Raw genomic sequence first — 22,169 nt, 5'->3', positions numbered from 1 at the left:
TTATCGAAAGCGGGCATTATACCTCAGAAACAAGAACGCGCCCGAAAGGGCGCGTTTATTTGATCCGGACAGCCCGGAATCAGTGCACATCTCTCCAGTATTCGCGCTTCAACAGATAGGCGAAGACGAAGAAGAAGGCCAGATACAGCAGGACATAAACACCCATGCGATGACGTGTTTCCTTGATCGGGTCGGCCGAATAGCTGAGGAAGGCCACCAGGTTACGCACAGTGGTATCAAACTCTTCTTCACTTTGCGTACCAGTACCCTCAACAACGGTCAGCACATCACACTGCTCTTCCAGCATTGGCTCACCGGTCAGCGTGTCGCGTACGACCTTGCTGCCATCCTTGACCGGCATAGGCTTGCACCCCTTGATCTGACGACCCTGCAACTCAGCCAGGACGTTCGGCATGCCGACGTTATCAAAGACCGTATTGTTCGCACCCAGCGGGCGAGACAGATCTTCGTAGAAGCTACGCAGATAGGTATACAACCAGTCATCGCCACGAACACGGGCAACCATGGTCAGATCCGGCGGCGCAGCACCAAACCACACCTTGGAATCTTCCTGGCGCATACCGATGGTCATGTGCTCCCCGATCAGCGTACCTTCGCTGAAGATCAGGTTGTCCACCATCACCTGCTCAGGAATACCCAAGTCAGTCGCGACGCGCTCGTAGCGCTGATACTGAGCCGAGTGACAGCCCATGCAGTAGTTGACGAAAGTACGCGCGCCATCCTGCAGGGAAGCCTTGTCGGAAAGGTCAATATTGGCCTCATCCAGTGGCACGCCTGGGCCGGCTGCCATTGCAAAACCCGGCAGCAGCGCAAACATCAGAGCAATCAATTGTTTTTTCATCAGCCAGTAACCCTCTCCGGAACCGGTTTGGTCTTCTCCATTCGGGTGTAGAACGGCATCAGGATGAAGAAGGCAAAATACAGAATGGTGCAGACCTGCGACAGCAAGGTACGTCCAGGCGTCGCCGGAATTGCACCCAGCACACCCAGAATCACGAAGCTGATACAGAAGATCACCAACCACAGCTTGCTCATCCAACCCTTGTAGCGGATGGATTTGACCGGGCTGCGATCAAGCCAGGGCAATACGAACAGAACGGCAATCGCACCACCCATCGCCAGTACACCTGGGAACGCGGAGCCAGCGATGGCAGGCACGGCGCGCAAAATGGCGTAGAAAGGCGTGAAGTACCAGACCGGCGCGATATGATCAGGGGTCTTCAGCTGGTTGGCCATCTCGAAGTTCGGTCCTTCAAGGAAGTAGCCGCCCATCTCAGGGAAGAAGAACACCACGGTGCAGAACACGAACAGGAACACCACCACGCCGACAATATCCTTGACGGTGTAGTAGGGATGGAAGGGGATACCGTCCAGCGGCACACCATTTTCATCCTTCAGCTTCTTGATCTCGATGCCGTCCGGGTTGTTGGAACCCACTTCATGCAGCGCAATGATATGCAGCACCACCAGACCCAACAGAACGATCGGTACAGCAATAACGTGCAGAGCGAAGAAGCGGTTCAGGGTAATTCCAGAAATCAGGTAATCACCACGCACCCATTGGGCCAGATCCGGACCAATCAGCGGAATCGCACCAAACAGCGAGATGATCACCTGAGCGCCCCAGTAGGACATCTGCCCCCAAGGCAGCAGATAACCCATGAAGGCCTCGGCCATCAGCGCCAGGTAGATCAGCATGCCGAAAGTCCAGACCAGCTCACGTGGCTTCTGGTACGAACCGTACATGATGCCGCGCAGCATATGCAGGTAGATGACCACAAAGAAGGCGGAAGCGCCGGTGGAGTGCAGGTAGCGCAGCAGCCAGCCATATTCCACGTCGCGCATGATGTATTCCACCGAGGCGAAAGCGCCCGCGCCGGAAGGCTCATAGCTCATGGTCAGCCAGATACCGGTGATGATCTGGTTAACCAGAACCAGCATCGCCAGCGAGCCGAAGAAATAGAAGAAGTTGAAGTTCTTCGGTGCGTAATACTTACTCAGATGGTCTTCCCATACCTGAGTGACGGCCATACGTTCGTTGACCCAGTTGAGTAGCTTGCTCATCAGGCATTCTCCTCCTGATCCACGCCGACGATGATGACGTCATCGGTCTCGTAAGTATGCGGGGGTACGGGGAGGTTGAGCGGCGCCGGCATGCCCTTGAATACGCGACCGGACATATCGTAGAAGGAGCCATGGCAAGGACAGAAGTAACCACCCTTCCAATCGGCACCCATATCAGCAGCAGCCACTTCCGGCTTGAACAGCGGCGAGCAACCAAGATGCGTGCAGATACCCATCACCACCAGAACTTCTGCCTTGATGGCCCGGGTCTTGCCGTCCACGTAGTCAGGCTGATCGGAGGCTTCGGATTGCGGGTCAGCAACAACCTTGTCCATTTCATCAAGAAGGGCCAGTGCTTCCGGCGTTCTGCGCGAGATAAATACCGGTTGACCACGCCATTCAGCAACAATCTGCTGACCTGGCTCGATCTTGCTGATATTCACCTTAACCGGCGCACCTGCCGCCTTGGCTCTTGCGCTTGGGAACCATGACCCCACAAAGGGCACAGCAACCCCCACTACACCAGCAGCACCCACCACACTCGTGGCTGCTACCAGGAAGCGACGCCGGCCGTTATTTACGCCGTCATTACTCATCCAGTCGTCTCCCATCAGCTAATCAGACCTTTGAACAAGGCCTTTTCAAGTTTTTAACTGCCTGCACAAAATGAAACAGATGGTAATGAAAAAGCCCTTTGATGACAAGGCGATATCCATTAACCAGGCATCCGCAAAGTTTACCTCAAGCGAGGCTTCACGGGCGCTGCGGATGCAGCTATGACTACGCGACACCTTGTCGCAGACGCAAAAACGCCCGGGTTCCTGAGAAGGAAACCGGGCGTTTTGAAAGCGTGCGCCTGTCGGCTTAACGCTTGGAGTACTGCGGACGCTTACGCGCTTTGCGCAGACCCACTTTCTTACGCTCAACTTCACGAGCATCACGAGTCACGAAGCCCGCTTTGCGCAGCTCGCCACGCAGAGTCTCGTCGTATTCCATCAGGGCACGGGTGATACCGTGACGGATGGCACCGGCTTGACCGGAAATACCACCACCCTGAACAGTCACGTAGACATCGAACTTCTCGGTGTTTTCGGTCAGCTCAAGCGGCTGACGAACGACCATGCGCGCAGTTTCGCGACCGAAGAAAACATCGATGTTGCGATTGTTGATGGAGATATTGCCAGTACCCGGACGCAGGAAGACCCGAGCGGTGGCGGTTTTACGGCGGCCAGTGCCGTAGTTTTGTGTAACCGACATAGTGAGCTCCTGTTAGATCTTGAGATCTTGGGGTTGCTGAGCAGCATGCGGATGAGCTGCACCTTTGTACACCTTCATCTTGCGATACATCGCACGACCCAAGGGATTCCTGGGCAACATGCCCTTGACTGCTAACTCGATGATACGCTCAGGAGCACGCAGGTTAAGCTTTTCGAAGTTGATCGACTTGAGTCCGCCCGGAAAACCGGTGTGGCTGTAGTAGATCTTGTCCTGAACCTTGTTACCGGTCACGTGGATTTTTTCGGCATTGATGACCACGATGTAGTCACCAGTGTCCACGTGCGGAGTGTACTCAGGCTTGTGCTTGCCGCGCAGACGGGAAGCAATCTCGGTAGCCAGACGACCAAGGGTCAGACCAGTGGCATCTACTACGTACCAGTCGCGTTTTACTGTTTCTGGTTTGGCGCTGAAGGTTTTCATTAAATCCTAGCCTCAGAGGCCGCTCTATATTGAAGAGGGCGAATCTTACAGAATGATATGTGTTTTTACAAGTCAACAAAGCCTAGACAGACACTCAGTGGGGGCTCTGTGGGTCTGGTGGCATCTGTGCTGTAACAACAACGACAAGCTAGGCATCCTGTCGAAAGTGGCGGGCATTATGCCAACGTGGTAAAAAATTACAACCTTTATTTAGGCGGCGCCGGTTCACCGCAGACCGATAAGGCGCTGTCTCTGGCATTATCCGTCACATAGCCAATAATGGCTGTTCATTTCCTCATCGGGAGCCACAAGATGCTATACCGCCCCCTCGGCCGCAGCCCTCTCAAAGTCAGTGCCCTGTGCCTCGGCACCATGACCTGGGGTGAACAGAACAGCCAGCGCGACGCCTTTGCCCAGATTGACCGGGCGCACGATGCCGGCGTGAATTTCATTGATGCCGCCGAAATGTACCCGGTCCCGCCACGGGGCGAAACCTACGGCGCCACTGAACGCATCCTCGGTCAATACCTGCATGAGCGCGGTGGCCGCCGCGATCGCTGGATCCTGACCAGCAAGGTGGCCGGCCCGAACCGCGACATGAAACATATTCGAGGTGGTCAGACGCGCTTCAATCGCGAACATATCACCGCCGCCCTGGATGCGAGTCTGGAGCGCCTGCAGACGGATTACATCGACCTGTACCAACTGCACTGGCCGGACCGCAACACCAATGTCTTCGGCACTCTCGGCTATCAGCATGACACGGAAGAGCAGATCACCCCGATCGAGGACACGCTCGAGGTGCTGGACGAGCTGGTGCGTTCAGGCAAAATCCGTTACATCGGCTTGTCCAATGAGACACCCTGGGGTACCAACCGCTTTCTGCAGCTGGCCGAAGCCCGTGGCTGGCCACGGATCGTTTCGGTCCAGAATCCCTACAACCTGCTCAACCGCAGCTACGAAGTCGGCATGGCAGAGATATCCATACGTGAACAGGTTGGCTTGCTGGCCTATTCGCCGCTGGCCTTCGGAACTCTGACGGGAAAATACCTGAACGGCCTGCTCCCTGAGAAGGCTCGCCTGACGCTGTTCAGCCGCTTCAGTCGCTATACCAATCCGCAGGCGCAGAAGGCCTGTGCCCGCTACGTGCAACTAGCGCGAGATCACGGCATGGATCCGGCGCAGATGGCGCTGGCTTTTGTCACCCGGCAACCCTTCGTGACCAGCAACATCATCGGCGCAACCAACATGGACCAGTTGAACCGCAACCTCAGCAGCATCAACATGGGTCTGACAGACAAGGTGCTGGAAGCGATAGCAGACATTCACCGCAGTCAACCCAACCCAGCACCATAGACGACAGAGGGCAGCCGCAATGGCTGCCCTCCTCTGATGCGCACAACTCTTCCGCTAAGCGGCAATCAAGGCTTGTGCGGCCGCGCAAGGAAGTCATGCGACTGCATTTCCAGCAGACGACTCAGGGTACGCTGAAATTCGAATTCCAACCGCCCGCCGACATACAGATCCTTGAGCGCCACCTCGGCCGATACGATCAGTTTGACGTTGCGATCATAGAACTCATCCACCAGATTGATGAAACGCCGCGCCATATCGTCCTTGGACAGATCCATCTGCTCCACATTGGAGATCAGCACCGCCTGGAAGATCTTCGCCAGGGCGATGTAGTCGTTCTGGCTGCGCGGACCATCACACAACTCGCGGAACTCGAACCAGGCAACGTTTTCGTACAAACGCACCGATTTCACCGTCCGGTTCTCGATGTCCAGATCCGCATTCAGTTGCACATGCTCCGGCTCCAGCACCAAGCTGTCGAAGCTGCGCTGCAGGCTGGCATCCGCTTCCAGACCCAGCGGCCAGTGATACAGATCAGCCTGCTCGAGGGCACGCAGGCGATAGTCAACACCGTTATCGACGTTGACCACCTCGGTATGCTCTTTCAGCAGCGCAATGGCAGGCAGGAAGCGCGCCCGCTGCAAGCCATCCTTGTACAGTCCGTCCGGCACGATATTGGACGTGGCGACCAGAATCACACCGTTGGCAAACAACTCTTCCATCAGCGTGCCGAGAATCATCGCATCAGTGATATCGGTGACGAAAAACTCATCGAAGCAAATCACCCGCGCCTCGTCGGCAAAGGTCCGTGCGATAAGTTTCAGCGGATTCTTCTCACCTTTCAGCTCACGCAGCTCGTGGTGCACGCGCTGCATGAATCGGTGGAAGTGGGTGCGCACCTTGCGCTTGATCGGCAATGCATCGAAGAAGGTATCGACCAGGTAGGTCTTGCCGCGACCGACCCCACCCCAGAAGTACAACCCCTTGACCGGCACGCTGCGTTTGGGACGAAACTTGCCCAACAGGCCGACGCTGCGCGGCGGCCCCGCTTCGAGAATGTTGTCGTACAACCGCTGCAGATGCTTTACCGCATTTTCCTGCGCAGGATCGTGGAAAAAGTCCGGACGCTTGAGGTCCGCCTGATAGCGTTCAAGGGGCGTCATGCTGGGGTCCAGTGAAAAACAGGGGCCAGTACTCTACCCGCCACACGATCCGTTGGCAATCAATGCACCTCGCCCAGCGCCTCCTCGGTCGCCGTCTTCAGCTCTACCAGCTTGCCGTGGAAAAAGTGACTGGTATCGGCAAAGCGCACCATATCGATACCCTGCTGCCCTTCCAGCAGATCAAAGACCGCCTGCGGTGCAACCACTTCATCCGCTTCGCCCATCATGACCACTGCAGCCCCTGGCAATGGCAGCATGTCAGCAAACGGCATACGCTCGACAGAGGGTGCTACCAGGATCAACCGCGCAGGCCATTCAGCCTGGGCACGCGCCGCTGCCGCAGCCACATAGCCCCCAAAGGAAAAGCCCATGAGCCACAACGGCAGATTGCCGAACTCGCTGGCAGCCCAATCGATGACCGCCTTGCAGTCCTCGGTCTCGCCGACGCCCTCTGCATGCTCACCAGCACTCTTCCCCACACCGCGGAAATTGAAACGCACGGTATTGGCACCCAAATCCCGCGCGGCACGCATGAGCGTGGATACCACCTTGTTCTGCAGGGTGCCGCCATGCAATGGATGGGGGTGACAGATGACCGCCACCGCGCGGGCATTCTCGGCACGCGTCAGCACGACCTCAAGCACACCGGCCGGGCCGTCGATCAGCAATTTCTCTTCAGTATTCTGTTTCATTCAGTTTTCTCCGTGACCGCTGTATTCCCACCCGCGTCGCATATCCTACACTGACAGCTCGTCGGTTCAGGCTTTAGGGTCAGCAGACCCTAGCCTTGTTTGCAAAATGCCGTTACCGTAGCAACAGACCCAAGCGACGCGTTTGCGTCGCACGTTTCAGATCAATGAGGGACCCAAGGTGGAAACAAGCGAAAATCTGTGGATTGCAGTAGCCATCGCCCTGGCTGTGGGCTTCATCGTGGGTATTATTGTAGCCCGGCTCGCGCCACGTATCAGTGGCGGACAATCATCCAGCACTCAGACACAGCTGGAAAGCCTGCAGCTGCGCTTTGAAGAATACCAACAGGAAGTGGCCAGCCACTTCAATACCACTGCCAATCTGGTAACACGGCTGAATCGCAGCTACCAGGACATCCAGGAGCACCTGGGCCAGGCAGCGGTTGAACTCGCCCCCGATGACATGACCCGTCAACGTCTGCTCGCCGCCCTGGAGCAGGATAACGCTCCGATTTCATCATCCCGTGAGCGCGTCGAGCCGGTATTCGACACCCTTGAGCCGCCCCGTGATTACGCCACCCAATCTGGAGACGGCCCCGGCATGCTTTCGGAAGAGTTCGGTGTAAAACGCAAATAGCCCCTGGCCTCCGCCGGTTCGGCGGAGCACAACGGACCTCTCCATGCCGGACGTAGCAGAGAACCGCTTTGTCAGCCGCTCACCGGACAACCCGACTCAGCTGGTCATCCGGGGCGACTGGGTACTGGGGCATTACGCCGAGTTGCGCCAACTGACCAAACGGCTGCGCAACGACGACACCCCGTATGACCAAGCGGACCTGCAGCACATCGGCAAACTGGATACCGCTGGCGGCCAGCTACTCACTGAGCTGCTCGGCAGCGAGCTGATGCAGACCCTGGCGGATGACGCCGATGCCCTACCGGCCGAACGCCGAGTATTGCTCGCCAGGATCGCCGCCAGCCTGGACAGTGAAGCTCCACCCCCGTCCCAACAGGGTGCGCTGTTCGAACTGCTGGGCAATGTCGGCAAGCATACGGTTGCCCTCTATGATCATGTACGCACCTTGCTGGGCTTTGCCGGTTTGACCCTCGCAGGCATGGCTGGCGGACTGCTGCGTCCTGCGACCTGGCGAGTGACATCGATTGTCGCTCAGATCGAACAGATTGCTCTGAACGCCGTCGCCATTGTTGCCCTGCTGACCTTCATGGTCGGCGCCGTGATCGCTTTCCTCGGCGCCACTGTGCTGTCCGATTTCGGCGCAACCATTTATACCGTCGACCTGATCGCCTTCTCTTTCCTGCGTGAGTTCGCCGTACTGCTCACGGCGATTCTCATGGCGGGCCGCACCGCCAGCGCCTTCACCGCCCAGATCGGCTCGATGAAAGCCAACGAGGAGATCGATGCCATTCGCACCCTCGGGCTCAACCCGCTGCACATTCTGGTCATCCCTCGGGTAATAGCGATGATCGTCTCGCTGCCCGCGCTGACGTTCATCGGCATGCTCTCGGGCATGTTCGGTGGCGCCGTGGTCTGCTCGCTGGCACTGGATATTTCGCCGACCATGTTCCTCACCATCCTCCAGCAGAATGTGGCGGTACAGCATTTCTATCTGGGCATGGCCAAGGCACCGCTGTTCGCCTTCCTGATCGCCATCATCGGGTGCATGGAAGGCTTCAAGGTCAGTGGCAGCGCCGAGTCCGTCGGCGAACACACCACTTCTGCCGTGGTGCAGTCGATCTTCGTGGTGATTCTCATGGACGCGCTGGCAGCGCTGTTCTTCATGGAGATGAACTGGTGAGCGAGCTCAGACAGACACCGCTGGTGGAAATACGTGGCTTGGTCAACCGCTTCGGCAGCCAGACAGTGCACGATAACCTGGATCTGGACATCCATCCCGGCGAGATTCTCGGCGTGGTCGGCGGTTCGGGCACCGGCAAGTCGGTCTTGCTGCGTTCCATCGTCGGCTTGCGCCGGCCAAATGCCGGCAGTGTGCGCGTATTTGGTGAGGATCTGCAGCAACTGGATGAACAGCATCGCTCGCAGGTCGAACGGCGTTTTGGCGTCCTGTTTCAGCGCGGCGCACTGTTTTCCTCGCTGACCGTAACCGAGAACGTCGCCCTGCCATTGATCGAACATGCCGGACTGAATCGTGACGATGCCGAACATCTGGCATGCATGAAGCTGGCCTTGTCCGGTCTGCCACGTGGTGCGGGCGACAAGTTTCCCTCCGAGCTGTCCGGCGGCATGGTCAAGCGCGCAGCGCTGGCCCGTGCTCTGGCGCTGGATCCGGACATCCTGTTTCTGGATGAACCCACCGCCGGTCTCGACCCGATCGGCGCTGCCGCCTTCGATCAACTGATTCTGGCCCTGCGTGACGCACTCGGACTGAGCGTGTTCCTTGTCACCCACGACCTGGACACGCTGTATGCCATCTGCGACCGGGTTGCCGTGCTGGCCGAAAAGCGCGTACTGGTTGCCGATAGCCTCGAGCGCGTCGCCGCCGCGGATAACGACTGGATTCAGGAGTATTTCCACGGCCCACGAGGACGTGCCGCAGCGACTGCCGCCACCTCACACAGCGATCAGCCGGAGTTGAACCGCTAATGGAAACACGCGCCCATCACGTTATCATTGGACTGTTTACGCTGCTGGCTGGGGCCAGTGCGATCTTCTTTGCCATCTGGATCAGCAACGCCAACACCAGCAAGGATTACCGAAACTACACCGTGGTGTTCCGCGAAGCGGTGACCGGCCTGTCGCGCGGCAGTGCGGTGCAATACAGCGGCATACCCGTGGGCGATATCACCGAACTGACGCTCGATCCGTCAGACCCCCGTCAGGTTCTGGCCCGCATCCGCCTGAGCGATAGCGCACCGGTAACCCAGGACACCAAGGCCAGATTGACCTTTACCGGCATCACCGGCAACTCGGTCATCGAATTGGTACCCGGCGACCCGCAAAGCCCGCGTCTGGAAAGCAGTGAAGGAGAAGAGCCGCGCATCTATTCGGTACCCTCCCCCATCTCCAGCCTGCTGGCCAACGGCGAAGACCTGATGACCAACATCAATCAACTGGTGATCAGCGCACGCAATATGCTGTCGGATGAAAACGCCGAACGTATTGCCAGCACACTGGAGTCCATCGAGCTCGCCGCCGGCAGCCTGTCGAGCCAGGGCGATGATGTGAAGGCGCTGGTCGGCGAATTGACCCTCGCCAGTCAGCAGGCCAGCGAGCTGATGGGTAACATCAATACTCTGGTCAATGATCAGGGCAGTCAGACCTTGAACAGCGCCGAACAGACATTGGAGTCCATCGCCCGCGCCAGCGAGACGCTGGAAAACATGCTGCAGGACAACAGTGAAGCCTTTACCAATGGCATGCAGGGACTCGGCCAACTGGAGCCCGCCATCAATGAGCTGCGCGGCAGCCTGGGTGCTCTGCGCTCGATCACCCGCCGGCTGGAAGACAATCCCGCGCGTTTCCTGCTGGGCCGCGATACCTTCGAGGAGTATGAGCCATGACCCGATTGATTCTGGCCAGCAGCATGCTCGCCGGCCTGCTCACCTTGAGTGCATGTACGCTGATTCCCGAATCAGAGGCGCTGGCGGTCTATCAATTTCCGCAACCGACGCGACCAACCAGTACCCGCATCGAGCAGCCGCCGTCAGTATCACTACGGGTCGATACGCCGCAAGCCGGCTATGCCTACAGCGGCCCGCGGCTCATGGTACAGACGGAGGCTAACCAACTGCTCAGTTACAAGGGCGTGCGCTGGAGCGACCCTACACCGACGTTACTGCGGGAATATCTGGCGCTCGCGTTCCAGCGCCAGGGCGCAATGAGCACGGTTACCACTGATGAGAACGCGCTATATGCCGACGTGCACCTGGGCAGCGACCTGCGACGCTTTCAGGTGGTCGACAGCAACGAACCCCATATCCTGATCGAGTTACAGGCCCGCCTGATCAATCCCGAAAGCCGCCGCGTCTATGTCAGCCACCATTTTATCGTGCGACAACCGATCAGCAGCACCAGCATCCAGCAGGTGACCGAGGGCTATGAGCAAGCCAGCGCAGAGCTGGCGACACAGCTACTGGATTGGGCGGTACCGCAGCTGGCAGCGATGTCGAGAAACTGATCATCTGGATACAGAGTCGGCTGAGGGCTGAGCCGGAATCACCACCGGCTCGCCCACCGCTGGCCACGCAGGAAAACGCCTGATCAGCAGGGTCAAGCCAAACCCCGCCGTCGGCCCCACCAAGGTAAAGCCGAACGCGGCGTTAAACCCCCAATGGATTCGCTCAGCCAACCGGCAATAGCTGGGCCGGAATTGGCCGGCAGCAAGGACAGGTTCACAGCAGCAGATAAAGCCAGACAGGCAAGAACACCATCGCCAGCAACGTCTGCAAAGTGATGATGCCCGCCATCAGCTGCCCGTCTCCACCTAACTGGCGGGTCAACACATAGGCCGTCGGCGCGCAGGGCAAGGCGAAGAACAGTACCAGAATGGCGGCTTCCATCGCGGGCATTCCCAGCAAGCTGATCAGTAACCAGGCACAGGCAGGTACCACCAGCAGGCGCACCAGACTGTTGACCAGCAAGGTACCGGTTTCACCCAACAGATTCCGTGGCTCCAGCGCCGCACCCACGCATAACAGACCCAAGGGCAGACTGGCCGCAGCGAGCAAGCCGAGCAAGCTGTCCAGACCGCCACCCAGACTGCCGCCCGCCAGGTTGAAGGCACCACCCAGCAAACAGGCAAGGATCAGCGGATTTTTCAACAGGGCAACCAGCCAGGAACGGACCGATACCGCGCCCTGAGCCGTGAGTGCGTGCACCGACAGGATATTTACCAGGGGTACACTGAGGGCCAGCAGCACGGCAAACAGTGCCAATCCTTCACTACCGAAGATCGCTGCCACGGTGGCCAGCCCGATATAGGTATTGAATCTCAGACTGCCCTGCACCAGCACACCGAAACGTGACGCCGGCCAGCCGCGCAGTCGCCGCAGCACCAACAGCAGCAGCCATGCTGCGGTATACACCAGGCCCAGCACAAGCATCACTCGGGGCAAGGCCGCACTGTCCAGCGGCGCATTGGCCAGACTGGTGAACAGCAACGCCGGAAAAAGAGTGAAATAGTTCAGCCGCTCCGCACCCGGCCAGAATTCAATACTGGGAAAGCTCCAGCGACGCAACACATGACCAGCGAGGATCAAAGCAAAAAGCGGCCATAAGGAGGCAAGGAGTTGGCTCATAGGGCGTCCATTTCGAAAAGGCAGCAGCAGATTACCCCGCTTGCCCTGCCGCCGGCCAGCCTGACATTCCGCATGGCCGCTCGGTACAGGTTCACCCACGACGTTGCGCACGCTCCCGAGCAGGACCATCAACCCTCAACAGGTTATGTGCGGTATTGATCAATCCGATATGCGAAAACGCCTGGGGGAAGTTGCCCAGCATCCGCCCTGCGAGGGTGTCATATTCCTCCGATAACAGCCCCAGATCGTTACGCAACGCCAGCAGCCGTTCGAAGATGTCTACCGCCTTGTCGCGCTGGCCGCACAGCACATAAGCATCGGCAAGCCAGAAGCTGCAAACGAGAAACGCCCCTTCAACGCCGTCCATCCCATCCTCGGTATCCTCGGTGGAGTAACGCAGCACCAGGCCATCCTGCAACAGCTCATCCTCGATGGCAGCAATGGTGCCCAGTACCCGTGGATCATCCGGTGGCAGAAAACCGGTCTGCGGCATCAGCAACAGACTGGCATCAAGTGTCTTGCCGCCATAGTACTGGACGAAGCTGTTTTTCTGCCGGTCGAAGGCGTTCTCGCAGATATCGTCGTGAATCGTGGTGCGCAGCTGCTTCCATTCATCAATCGGACATTCAAGTTGAAACCGTTCCGCGGCTGCAATCGCTCGGTCAAACGCCACCCAGACCATCATCCGCGAATGGGTGAACGCCCGTGCCGGGCCACGAACTTCCCAGATTCCCCGATCGGGCGTCTGCCATTTCTTCGCCAGGGTGGTGAGCAAGACCTTCTGCAGTGACCAGGCTTCGTCATGTTGCTGCAGCTCAGCCAAACGCGCCCCGTGCAAGGTGTCGAACAGCTCACCATAGACATCAAGCTGCATCTGGCTCGCCGCCGCATTGCCGATGCGCACCGGTTTGCTCTGCTCGAACCCCGGCAGCCACGGCACCTCCAGTTCGGGCAGCCATCGCTCACCGGCAATGCCGTACATGATCTGCAACTGGTCGGGGTCACCGGCGACAGCGCGGAGCAGCCATTGCCGCCAGGCTTCCGCCTCCTCGCGATACCCGGTCTGAAGCAGCGCCAGCAGCGTGAGCGCGGAATCTCTCAGCCAACAGTACCGATAGTCCCAGTTTCGCTGCCCACCGATCCGTTCGGGCAGCGATGTCGTGGGGGCAGCGATGATGGCGCCCGTGGGTTCAAACGTCAGCAATTTCAGAGTGATCAACGAGCGCCCTAAAGCCTGCTGCCAATACTCCGGTCCGTCCGGGCATCGTCCTCGCTTGGTCCATTCGCGCCACCAGTTGATAGTCTGCTGCAAGCTCTCCTGACTGTCGGGAACAAAGCTCGGGGTGAGCGTGGAGGCATGGTATGAGAGCGTCACGGAGATACGTTCGCCTTCGTGAATAGTGAAACGGGAGCGGGTTGTCATACCTTCTCCCTTCAGCGGCAGCCTGGTATGCAAGTGCACGGTATCGGGGCCGGCGACAGCACTCAATCCATAGTCTCGGCGCTGCACCCACGGCACGGCCTGGCCATAGGAAAAGCGCAGAACCAGCTCCATCTCCATCTCGATATGACCGGCCTCACCGTGGATGATGCGAACCAGATTGGTTTTCCCCGTCTCCGCCGACCGCGGCATGAAATCAGTTATCGTGACGACCCCGGTAGCGGTCTCGAATCGTGTCTCCAGGACCGCGGTGTCGTCAAGGTACCGCCGGGAGCTCCTGATGCTTTCGTCGCGCGGCGCGATCTTCCATCGTCCATTGTCAGCTGTGCCAAGCAGGGCGGCAAAGGCGGCAGGAGAATCGAAACGCGGCAGGCACAGCCAATCGATCGAGCCGTCTTTGCCAACCAGCGCCGCGGTCAGCATATTGCCGATGATGCCGTAGTCCTCGATGTTCCGGTGGCAAGTGCCTCCGATGACATCAGGACACGGCTCCTTAGCCGCCATGGGCAAAAGCGGGATAGTCGGTCATCCCCCCGTCCACGTAGATGGTGGTGCCGGTCATATAGGCGGCCAAGTCGGATGCAAGAAACACGGCGACGCCCGCCACGTCTTCGGGCTGACCAATACGTCCCATGGGGATTTTCTGGAGCAGGTCCTCACAACCCTGAGGATCGCTCCAGACCGCCTCGTTGATCGGCGTCTGGATTGCGCCCGGAGCGATGCAGAGGATACGTACCCCGTATGGCGCAGCCTCGAGCGCCATGGTTTTGGCCATCATCGACAAGCCTGCCTTGCTGGCCGCATAGGCGCTGTAGCCGCCCCACGGGATGCGTTCATGTACGCTGGTAATATTAAGCACCACGCCACGGCGCAGAGCGATCATCCGCTGCAAAGCCTGGCGCGCACAGAGGTAGGCGCCGGTCAGGTTGATATCAACAACCTCTTTCCATCCCGCCACTTGCCCCTCCCACGCCGGAGCACGTGCACCATCAATACCGGCATTGTTGACCAGGATATCGATCCCGCCCCAGACGGCATCCGTCTGATCGAACATGGCCTCCACGGCCGCCGGATTGGAGACGTCGGCCTGCAGGGCGATTGCCTTGCCCCCGTCACCCCGAATCCTGTTGACGAGCGCGTTGGCATCCTCCTCGTCACCGCGATAATTTATTGCGACCTGCGCGCCACACGCCGCGAAAGCCAGGCACATCGCACGCCCGAGCCCCGCACTCGCGCCTGTCACAAGAACCCGCCGATCGTGGAGATCTATCTTCATCACCTTCACCTCCCACATAGCTGCTGTCGGCCTGATGCAGGCCGACAGCATAATGGTCAGTGTAGCGGCAATAATTGCCCATGATGGGTCCCTGATACCTGCGCATCAGGTTGCGCGCCCTCGTCGAGGGCTTCTTCCATTGACGCCATAGGGCACAGCGAAGCGTGTGACCCACCAGGCTCGTCGAGCAGGATATTAGACAGCAGCGGCAAGAGGGGCCCGCCCGACATGCCCCCGCTTCAACCTTCCGTTCTCCGTGAGATGTCGCCTATCGCGCTACGCGGGCTTCATCGCTTCCGCGATGAGTTCCACCGAACGCAATCGCGCCTGATGCTCGTAGATATCGGAGACGATCATCACCTCGTCGACCCCGGTCTCGGCAATGAACGCCTGCAACCCTGCACGCACCGTTGCGACAGAGCCAACAACGGAACGCTCCAGCATGTGCAGGGCCTGGACCTTTTCACGTCCTGCCCAATAGGTCTCGATATCGTCGATCGGCGGCCTGCTCAGCCCGCGCCGTCCGCTGACCAGGTCGGCAAAGGACATCTGCTGGGTGGTGGCCAGCCGCCTTGCCTGAGCATCGGTATCGGCGGCGATGACGTTGATGCCGGCAACCGCATAGGGCTCGGCCAGCTGCCTGGAGGGTTTGAAGCGACTGCGGTAGATCTCGAGGGCCGGTATCAGCATATCCGGCGCAAAATGCGAAGCGAAGGCATAAGGCAGCCCGAGTTCAGCCGCCAACGTCGCCCCGAAGCTGCTGGACCCCAGTATCCACAGGGGCACGTTAGTACCGGTAGCCGGCACGGCCAGGATACGCTGATCGGGCGTAGCCGGGCCGAGAAATGCCTGGAGTTCCAGTACATCCTGTGGGAAATGGTCCGACGCGTTGGGCGCACGCCGCATGGCCCGCACGGCTACCTGATCGGTACCCGGTGCACGCCCGAGCCCAAGATCGATGCGCCCGGGATACAGCCGCTCCAGGGTGCCGAACTGCTCGGCGATGATGTAGGGCGCATGGTTGGGCAGCATGATGCCGCCGGCACCGACCCGGATCGTCTTCGTCCCCCCGGCGATGTGGGCAATCACGATGGACGTCGCGGCACTGGCAATGCCTTCCATGTTGTGATGTTCGGCCACCCAGATGCGCTCGTAGTCCCAGCGTTCGGCATGGGCAGCCAGATCGCGCGCATTATGGAGAGCAGCCCCGGCGTCGGTATCCTCCGTGACGCGAACCAGTTCAAGGATGGAAAGTGCGGTCATTACAGATCACTCCTGTCAGCTAACGTTTGATCGTATCGAGTATCTCGTACAGTGCAAGCGCGTCGCACAAAAAAGCCCGCAGTTATGAACTGTGGGGTTGGTGCGGTCAGCTGCTCGTACAGTGTCCCGTGATCCAGCACCCTGCCCTCTTCGTCCATGACCCGCAGCGCATCCGCCGAGACCTCGTCGATGACTACGTCCTCGCAGGTGACGTCGTCCTTGAAGACGGGGTATATCAAGTCGGCAACTCCAACATCGAAACAAGCGAATTCAGTTGCATGCAATTAAATTGCGTACAATAACTATCTGGAGCCCCACTGGGGGCCACACGCTAACTGCTAATTTTTAGGAGCAATCATGAAAGCGTATCGTATCCCGCACGGTGGGACTATTGATGGTCTGCAGCTGGAGAGCCTTGTCGAGCGCCCTCTCGCCCCATACGAAGTACGGATCGAGGTGAGAGCCGTGGCGTTGAACTACCGCGATCTCATGGTTGCCAATGGTGCGTACCCTGTAAAAATAGATATTCCGATCATTCCCTGCTCCGACGGTGCCGGAGACGTGGTTGCTGTCGGCTCCATGGTCACCCGTGTTCAACCTGGTGATCGGGTCGCAGCCTCCTTCTTCCCGCACTGGCTCGAAGGCCAGGCCGACCAAGCCAAGGTCCGCAGCGCACTCGGCGGTGATACCGATGGAATGCTTGCCGAGGCAGTCGTACTGCATGAAGACACGCTTGTGAAAATCCCTGAGCAATTGAGCTACGTGGCGGCATCCACGCTTCCGTGTGCAGGCGTCACAGCGTGGAATGGCATCTTCGAGTCATCTGACGTAAAGCCGGGCGACACCGTTCTCCTGCTTGGCACTGGCGGCGTTTCGATCCTGGGCCTGCAAATGGCAAAGGCGGCGGGCCTGCGAGCGATCATCACATCATCCAGCGATGAAAAATTGAAGCGCGCTCGCGGCCTTGGTGCCGACGAGACAATCAATTACCGTGCAAACCCGGAGTGGCAGGACGAAGTACTGCGCATGACCGACGGCAAGGGGGTCGATGCAGTGCTGGAAGTCGGTGGGGAAGGAACCATCACTCGCTCTGTTACTGCTACAGCCGTGGGCGGCACCATTGCTACCATCGGCGGTGTCAGTGGTTTTGGTGGTGGGGTCAACCCGAGCACCCTTGCCATCGGTGCCAAGCGACTGATCGGCATCTACGTCGGTAGTCGGGCGATGCTTGAGCAAGCAGCCACACTTGCTGCTGGCGCTGGCATAGCGCCGGTGATTGACCGCGTGTTCCCATTTGCCAAGGCAAAAGAAGCCTACCGTTACCTTGAGTCAGGCGCGCATTTCGGTAAGGTCGTGATCGACCTGACGCAATAGTTGCAGCAACTTTTCGAGACAAAAAATCAGATGCCAAAGAGTAAAGCACCTCCGACATATGACGAACTCATGTCGCTCGACCAACAAGTGTGTTTCAGTCTCTATGCGGCATCCAACCTCGTCATCCGTCAATACCGGCCGTTGCTGGCAGAGCTCGGGCTCACGTTCCCGCAGTATTTGGTGATGCTGGTGCTGTGGGAATCCGAACCTCAAACCGTTAGCGCTATCGGTGAACGCCTCCACCTGGACAGCGGCACACTGACACCGCTTCTCAAACGTTTGGAAACTAACGGATTTGTGGTGCGGCGACGTGATGACGCCGATGAGCGACGGGTGTTGATCTCCCTCACGACGCACGGGCACGCGCTACGCGCGCCCGCACGCCAGATTGCTGAAACTTTCCGGGAAGGAGTCTCCTTCTCAGCGGCTGAGACTGAAACCCTCGCCAGCAGTTTGGCTCAACTCATCTCGGCGCTTGAACGCTGAGGCGCGCATAACAGCATTCGGGAATGCCGTATTTTCAAAGTCCACAAAAAAGCCCGCAGTTATGAACTGCGGGCTTCATGGGGTTGATGCTGTCAGCTGTGCCCCAGCACCCTAGCGGATCAACTGTTCGTACAGCGTACCGTGTTCCAGCACCTTGCCTTCGCCGTCCATGACCCGCATCGCATCCGCCGAGACCTCGTCGATGACCACGACCTCGCCGTCGACAAAGCCGATTTCGATCTTCATGTCGATCAGGATGAGGCCCTTGTCACGCAGGTCGGCTTCGACGATGCGACACACCCGGCGGGTGAGGTCCTTGGCCTGCTCAAGGTGCTGCTGGGTAAGCAGGCCGAGGGCAACGATGGTGTCGTCGTTGATAAGGGGATCACCGCGTTCGTCGTCCTTGATGGTGATCTCGACGAGGTAGTCGAACGTACTCGCGGTGTCGCCGATGTAGTTCTGGTAACGACGCTGGAAGCTGCCCCAGGGCCGGGTGCGGCAGATGAACTCGAGGCCGCCCTTGCCGCTGATATCCTTGCCCAGGGGCTCGGCGCGACGAACTTCCATGCTGGCCTGTTCGAGGTCGAGACGCACCAGGTGGGTGGGGATGCCGGCGGCGTGAAGGCACTTGAAGAAATGGTCGGTCATGGCGAGGGACTTTCGGCCCTTGCCTTCGACCTGGCCGATGACGGTGTTGGCACCCGGGTCGATGACGCCATCTTCACCACCGGTGACGTCGTCCTTGAAGACGAGGAGGATGTTGTCACTCGGCAGGGCGTACAGGTCCTTGGTCTTGCCGGAATAGATCTTTTCGCTGGTGTTCATCGGTTTACTCGCTGGTAGTTCCAATATCCCCTTCGGGGGCAAAGACGGGGCACCAGAGCGCCCCTCTGCTGCAACTCACTCCCACTCAATCGTCGCCGGCGGCTTGCTGGAGATATCGTAGGTCACCCGTGAAACACCACTTATTTCATTGATGATCCGGTTGGAGACCTTCTCCAGGAACTCGTAGGGCAGGTGCGCCCAGCGGGCGGTCATGAAGTCGATGGTTTCCACGGCGCGCAGGGCGATGACCCATTCGTAACGGCGGGCATCGCCGACCACGCCAACAGACTTGATCGGCAGGAAGACGGCAAAGGCCTGGCTGGTCTTGTGGTACAGATCAGCCTTGCGCAGCTCTTCGATGAAAATATGGTCAGCGCGGCGCAGGATGTCGGCGTACTCCTTGCGTACTTCGGCGAGGATACGCACACCCAGGCCCGGGCCGGGGAAGGGATGACGATAGACCATGTCGTAGGGCAGCCCCAGTTCCAGACCGATCTTGCGCACTTCGTCCTTGAACAGTTCACGCAGCGGCTCGACCAGCTCGAAGGCCATGTCTTCCGGCAGGCCGCCCACGTTGTGGTGCGACTTGATCACGTGCGCCTTGCCGTTCTTGGTGCCGGCAGACTCGATCACGTCGGGGTAGATAGTGCCCTGGGCAAGGAATTTGACGTCCTGCAGCTTGGTGGCTTCCTCATCGAAGACTTCGATGAAGGTGCGACCGATGACCTTGCGCTTGGCTTCGGGGTCAGTGACACCGAGCAAACGCGAGAGGAACTTCTCCTGAGCGTCAGCGCGGATCACCTTGACGCCCATGTTCTCGGCGAACATGGCCATGACCTGCTCCCCTTCGTGCAGGCGCAGCAGGCCATTATCGACGAATACGCAGGTCAGCTGGTCACCGATGGCACGGTGCAGCAGCGCAGCGACCACCGAAGAGTCGACACCGCCGGACAAGCCCAGCAACACCTTGGCATCACCGACCTGTGCACGCACAGTGGCGATGGCATCTTCAACGATTTTTGCGGGAGTCCACAGCGCCTCGCAGCCGCACAGCTCAAGAATGAAGCGCGACAGAATCCGCTGGCCCTGCTTGGTGTGGGTTACTTCCGGGTGGAACTGGACCCCATAGAAGCCGCGTGCTTCATCACCCATGGCGGCGATCGCACAGCTCGGAGTGCTGGCCAGCACCTGGAAGCCTGTCGGCAGCTCGATAACCTTATCGCCGTGGCTCATCCACACGTCCAGGGCCATTACGCCGTCATCCGCCACAGTATCCTCGATACCGTCCAGGAAGCTGCTTTTGCCGACCAGGTCAACGCAGGCATACCCGAACTCGCGCTCTTCGCTGCCCTGCACCTTACCCCCCAGCTGGGCGGCCATGGTCTGCATGCCGTAGCAAACACCCAGTACCGGGACGCCCAGTTCGAATACCAGTTCCGGCGCACGCGGACTGCCGTGCTCGGTTACCGACTCCGGGCCGCCGGCCAGAATAATACCCTTGGGCGCAAAATTGCGGATCGCCTCCGGCTCCATGTCCCATGCGTGAATTTCGCAGTAGACGCCGATCTCACGTACCCGCCGTGCAATCAGTTGGGTGTACTGGGAACCGAAATCCAGGATCAGGATGCGGTGAGCGTGAATGTCATGGGACATGGTGTGTTCTCAGTAATAGTGGGAGCTGCAAGCCGCAAGCGGCGCTGGATGGGGCGCCGCCTGCAGCATATGGCTTATGGCTGAACCGGATCAGCTGACCCGGTAGTTCGGCGCCTCTTTGGTGATCTGCACGTCATGCACGTGGGATTCACTCATGCCGGCACCGGTAATACGTACAAACTCCGGCTTAGTGCGCATTTCATCGATATCAGCGCAACCGGTATACCCCATGGCTGCGCGCAGACCTCCCATCAACTGATGAATGATCGCTGCCAGAGCGCCCTTGTAAGGTACGCGGCCTTCGATACCTTCGGGTACCAGCTTCTCGGCACCGCTGGATGTGTCCTGGAAGTAGCGGTCAGCTGAACCACCACCGGCGTTGGCCATGGCACCCAGTGAGCCCATACCACGGTAGGCCTTGTAGGAGCGGCCCTGGAACAGCTCGATTTCACCCGGTGCCTCTTCGGTGCCGGCAAACATCGAGCCCATCATCACGACCGAAGCGCCAGCGGCAATAGCCTTGGCCAGATCACCGGAGAAACGAATGCCGCCATCCGCGATCAGCGGTACGCCAGTATCTTTCAACGCCGCGGCCACGTCGGCAATCGCGGACATCTGCGGCACACCGACACCGGCAACAATACGCGTAGTGCAAATGGAGCCGGGGCCAATACCCACCTTGACCGCATCAGCACCGGCAGCCACCAACGCCAGCGCTGCTGCGCCAGTGGCAATATTGCCGCCGACCACCTGAATGTGCGGGTAGGTGTCCTTGACCCAGCGTACCCGATCAACCACGCCTTTGGAGTGACCATGGGCAGTATCGACGATGATCACGTCCACGCCGGCCTTGACCAGTGCGGTAACCCGCTCTTCGGTTTCGGCACCGGTGCCCACGGCAGCGCCCACGCGCAGACGGCCATGCTCGTCCTTGCTGGACAGCGGATAGGCCTTGGCCTTTTCGATGTCATTGACGGTCATCATGCCCTTCAGGCGGAAGGCATCGTCCACCACCAGTACCCGCTCGATGCGGTGCTTGTGCAACAACTTGCGCACTTCGCCGGTAGAGGAGCCTTCCTTGACCGTCACCAGACGTTCCTTGGGGGTCATGACATCACGTACACGGGCGTCCAGACGGGTTTCAAAGCGGATATCCCGTGAGGTGACAATACCCACGAGATCGCCGTTATACAGCACTGGCACACCGGAAATGTTGTTCTGGTGAGTCAGGTCGAACAGTTCGGCAACCGAGGCATCAGCCTCGATGGTGATCGGGTCCTTGACCACACCCGCCTCGAACTTCTTGACCTTGCGAACTTCATTGGCCTGTTGTTCGATGGTCATGTTCTTGTGGATGATGCCGATGCCACCTTCCTGCGCCATGGAAATGGCCAGGCGGGCTTCGGTCACGGTATCCATGGCGGCTGACACCAGCGGCATGCTCAGCTCGATCCCACGGGTCAGACGCGTGTTGAGACAGACATCCTTGGGCAGCACCTCGGAATAACCGGGCACCAGAAGGATGTCATCAAAAGTAAGGGCTTCTTGGCGAATACGCAGCATAGCGGGAGCTCCCGAGCGGGAAA

At 59.1% G+C, this 22,169-nt stretch carries 23 protein-coding genes and 1 pseudogene; 8 read left to right on the top strand and 16 right to left on the bottom strand.

Going from position 1 to position 22,169, the window contains the following annotated elements; genetic code table 11:
* Positions 1–79 precede the first annotated feature (79 nt).
* From INT39_RS09690 to rplM, 5 genes are all read right to left on the bottom strand, one after another.
* The gene (locus INT39_RS09690) at positions 80–862 is read right to left on the bottom strand and encodes a cytochrome c1 (RefSeq protein ID WP_193073694.1); all 783 of its coding nucleotides are present in this window, start codon (positions 860–862) and stop codon (positions 80–82) included.
* Positions 862–2,085 carry a cytochrome b gene (locus INT39_RS09685; RefSeq protein WP_193073693.1) on the bottom strand — a complete coding sequence of 408 codons (1,224 nt, stop codon included), beginning with the start codon at positions 2,083–2,085 and terminating at the stop codon, positions 862–864. Before INT39_RS09685 ends, INT39_RS09690 begins: the two co-directional genes overlap by 1 nt.
* Entirely contained in the window at positions 2,085–2,681 is a 597-nt protein-coding gene (gene petA / locus INT39_RS09680; RefSeq protein WP_193073692.1) for a ubiquinol-cytochrome c reductase iron-sulfur subunit, read from the bottom strand. The genes INT39_RS09685 and petA overlap by 1 nt, the downstream gene beginning before the upstream one ends.
* 268 nt (positions 2,682–2,949) lie before the next feature.
* Positions 2,950–3,342: a 30S ribosomal protein S9 gene (rpsI, locus tag INT39_RS09675; protein ID WP_193073691.1), complete on the bottom strand. Its 393-nt coding sequence runs from the start codon at positions 3,340–3,342 to the stop codon at positions 2,950–2,952.
* A gap of 12 nt (positions 3,343–3,354) precedes the next feature.
* Entirely contained in the window at positions 3,355–3,783 is a 429-nt protein-coding gene (gene rplM, locus INT39_RS09670) for a 50S ribosomal protein L13 (RefSeq protein ID WP_193073690.1), read from the bottom strand.
* 312 nt (positions 3,784–4,095) lie between these two features.
* On the opposite strand from rplM, the gene INT39_RS09665 reads away from it, so the two are divergent.
* Positions 4,096–5,139, top strand: a complete 1,044-nt coding sequence (locus INT39_RS09665; RefSeq protein WP_193073689.1) for an NADP(H)-dependent aldo-keto reductase — start codon at positions 4,096–4,098, stop codon at positions 5,137–5,139.
* A gap of 65 nt (positions 5,140–5,204) precedes the next feature.
* Here the strand turns inward: INT39_RS09665 and zapE are convergent, their stop codons facing one another.
* Both zapE and INT39_RS09655 read right to left on the bottom strand, forming a co-directional pair.
* Positions 5,205–6,299 (bottom strand): cell division protein ZapE, encoded by a 1,095-nt coding sequence (gene zapE / locus INT39_RS09660; protein WP_193073688.1) that lies wholly within the window; start codon positions 6,297–6,299, stop codon positions 5,205–5,207.
* Positions 6,300–6,358: 59 nt separating this feature from the next.
* Complete coding sequence (locus tag INT39_RS09655; protein WP_193073687.1) at positions 6,359–6,991, bottom strand: alpha/beta hydrolase; 633 nt, start codon at positions 6,989–6,991, stop codon at positions 6,359–6,361.
* Positions 6,992–7,169: 178 nt separating this feature from the next.
* On the opposite strand from INT39_RS09655, the gene INT39_RS09650 reads away from it, so the two are divergent.
* The 5 genes from INT39_RS09650 to INT39_RS09630 are packed head-to-tail and all read left to right on the top strand — an operon-like array spanning position 7,170 to position 11,145.
* Positions 7,170–7,625, top strand: coding sequence for a YhcB family protein (locus INT39_RS09650; RefSeq protein ID WP_193073686.1), 456 nt, complete (start codon positions 7,170–7,172; stop codon positions 7,623–7,625).
* A 43-nt stretch (positions 7,626–7,668) separates the two neighbouring features.
* Positions 7,669–8,805: an MlaE family ABC transporter permease gene (locus tag INT39_RS09645; RefSeq protein ID WP_193073685.1), complete on the top strand. Its 1,137-nt coding sequence runs from the start codon at positions 7,669–7,671 to the stop codon at positions 8,803–8,805.
* Positions 8,802–9,611: an ABC transporter ATP-binding protein gene (locus INT39_RS09640; RefSeq protein WP_193073684.1), complete on the top strand. Its 810-nt coding sequence runs from the start codon at positions 8,802–8,804 to the stop codon at positions 9,609–9,611. The genes INT39_RS09645 and INT39_RS09640 overlap by 4 nt, the downstream gene beginning before the upstream one ends.
* Entirely contained in the window at positions 9,611–10,528 is a 918-nt protein-coding gene (locus tag INT39_RS09635; protein ID WP_193073683.1) for an MlaD family protein, read from the top strand. The genes INT39_RS09640 and INT39_RS09635 overlap by 1 nt, the downstream gene beginning before the upstream one ends.
* A complete protein-coding gene (locus INT39_RS09630) occupies positions 10,525–11,145 on the top strand; it encodes an ABC-type transport auxiliary lipoprotein family protein (protein WP_193073682.1) in 621 nt (206 codons plus the stop codon). Before INT39_RS09635 ends, INT39_RS09630 begins: the two co-directional genes overlap by 4 nt.
* Before the next feature lie 214 nt (positions 11,146–11,359).
* Here INT39_RS09630 and INT39_RS09625 read toward each other — a convergent pair whose 3' ends face one another.
* From INT39_RS09625 to INT39_RS09605, 6 genes and pseudogenes are all read right to left on the bottom strand, one after another.
* Positions 11,360–12,265 carry an AEC family transporter gene (locus INT39_RS09625; RefSeq protein ID WP_193073681.1) on the bottom strand — a complete coding sequence of 302 codons (906 nt, stop codon included), beginning with the start codon at positions 12,263–12,265 and terminating at the stop codon, positions 11,360–11,362.
* A 91-nt stretch (positions 12,266–12,356) separates the two neighbouring features.
* A complete protein-coding gene (locus INT39_RS09620) occupies positions 12,357–14,210 on the bottom strand; it encodes a glycoside hydrolase family 15 protein (protein WP_193073680.1) in 1,854 nt (617 codons plus the stop codon).
* Positions 14,200–14,982: a 3-oxoacyl-ACP reductase FabG gene (gene fabG, locus INT39_RS09615; RefSeq protein WP_193073679.1), complete on the bottom strand. Its 783-nt coding sequence runs from the start codon at positions 14,980–14,982 to the stop codon at positions 14,200–14,202. Before fabG ends, INT39_RS09620 begins: the two co-directional genes overlap by 11 nt.
* A 100-nt stretch (positions 14,983–15,082) precedes the next feature.
* Positions 15,083–15,157 (bottom strand): annotated as a pseudogene (locus INT39_RS22505) (maturase); the annotation flags it as partial.
* Positions 15,158–15,258: 101 nt separating this feature from the next.
* Positions 15,259–16,245 (bottom strand): LLM class flavin-dependent oxidoreductase, encoded by a 987-nt coding sequence (locus INT39_RS09610; protein ID WP_193073678.1) that lies wholly within the window; start codon positions 16,243–16,245, stop codon positions 15,259–15,261.
* Positions 16,245–16,484, bottom strand: a complete 240-nt coding sequence (locus INT39_RS09605) for a hypothetical protein (RefSeq protein ID WP_193073677.1) — start codon at positions 16,482–16,484, stop codon at positions 16,245–16,247. Before INT39_RS09605 ends, INT39_RS09610 begins: the two co-directional genes overlap by 1 nt.
* A 118-nt stretch (positions 16,485–16,602) precedes the next feature.
* On the opposite strand from INT39_RS09605, the gene INT39_RS09600 reads away from it, so the two are divergent.
* On the top strand, positions 16,603–17,619 hold the full coding sequence (locus tag INT39_RS09600) for a zinc-dependent alcohol dehydrogenase family protein (protein ID WP_193073676.1): 1,017 nt from the start codon (positions 16,603–16,605) through the stop codon (positions 17,617–17,619).
* 69 nt (positions 17,620–17,688) lie between these two features.
* A complete protein-coding gene (locus INT39_RS09595; RefSeq protein ID WP_319021340.1) occupies positions 17,689–18,105 on the top strand; it encodes a MarR family transcriptional regulator in 417 nt (138 codons plus the stop codon).
* Between the two features lie 111 nt (positions 18,106–18,216).
* Here the strand turns inward: INT39_RS09595 and INT39_RS09590 are convergent, their stop codons facing one another.
* The 3 genes from INT39_RS09590 to guaB form a co-directional block, all read right to left on the bottom strand.
* Entirely contained in the window at positions 18,217–18,930 is a 714-nt protein-coding gene (locus tag INT39_RS09590; protein ID WP_193073675.1) for a phosphoribosylaminoimidazolesuccinocarboxamide synthase, read from the bottom strand.
* Between the two features lie 75 nt (positions 18,931–19,005).
* On the bottom strand, positions 19,006–20,583 hold the full coding sequence (gene guaA, locus INT39_RS09585) for a glutamine-hydrolyzing GMP synthase (RefSeq protein ID WP_193073674.1): 1,578 nt from the start codon (positions 20,581–20,583) through the stop codon (positions 19,006–19,008).
* Between the two features lie 90 nt (positions 20,584–20,673).
* Complete coding sequence (gene guaB / locus INT39_RS09580) at positions 20,674–22,146, bottom strand: IMP dehydrogenase (protein ID WP_193073673.1); 1,473 nt, start codon at positions 22,144–22,146, stop codon at positions 20,674–20,676.
* Between the last annotated feature and the right edge of the window lie 23 nt (positions 22,147–22,169).

It is taken from the genome of Pseudomonas sp. FME51 (assembly GCF_014897305.1).
The sequence above is the reverse complement of the archived record's forward strand: the minus strand, read 5'-3'. Positions and strand labels throughout refer to the sequence as shown.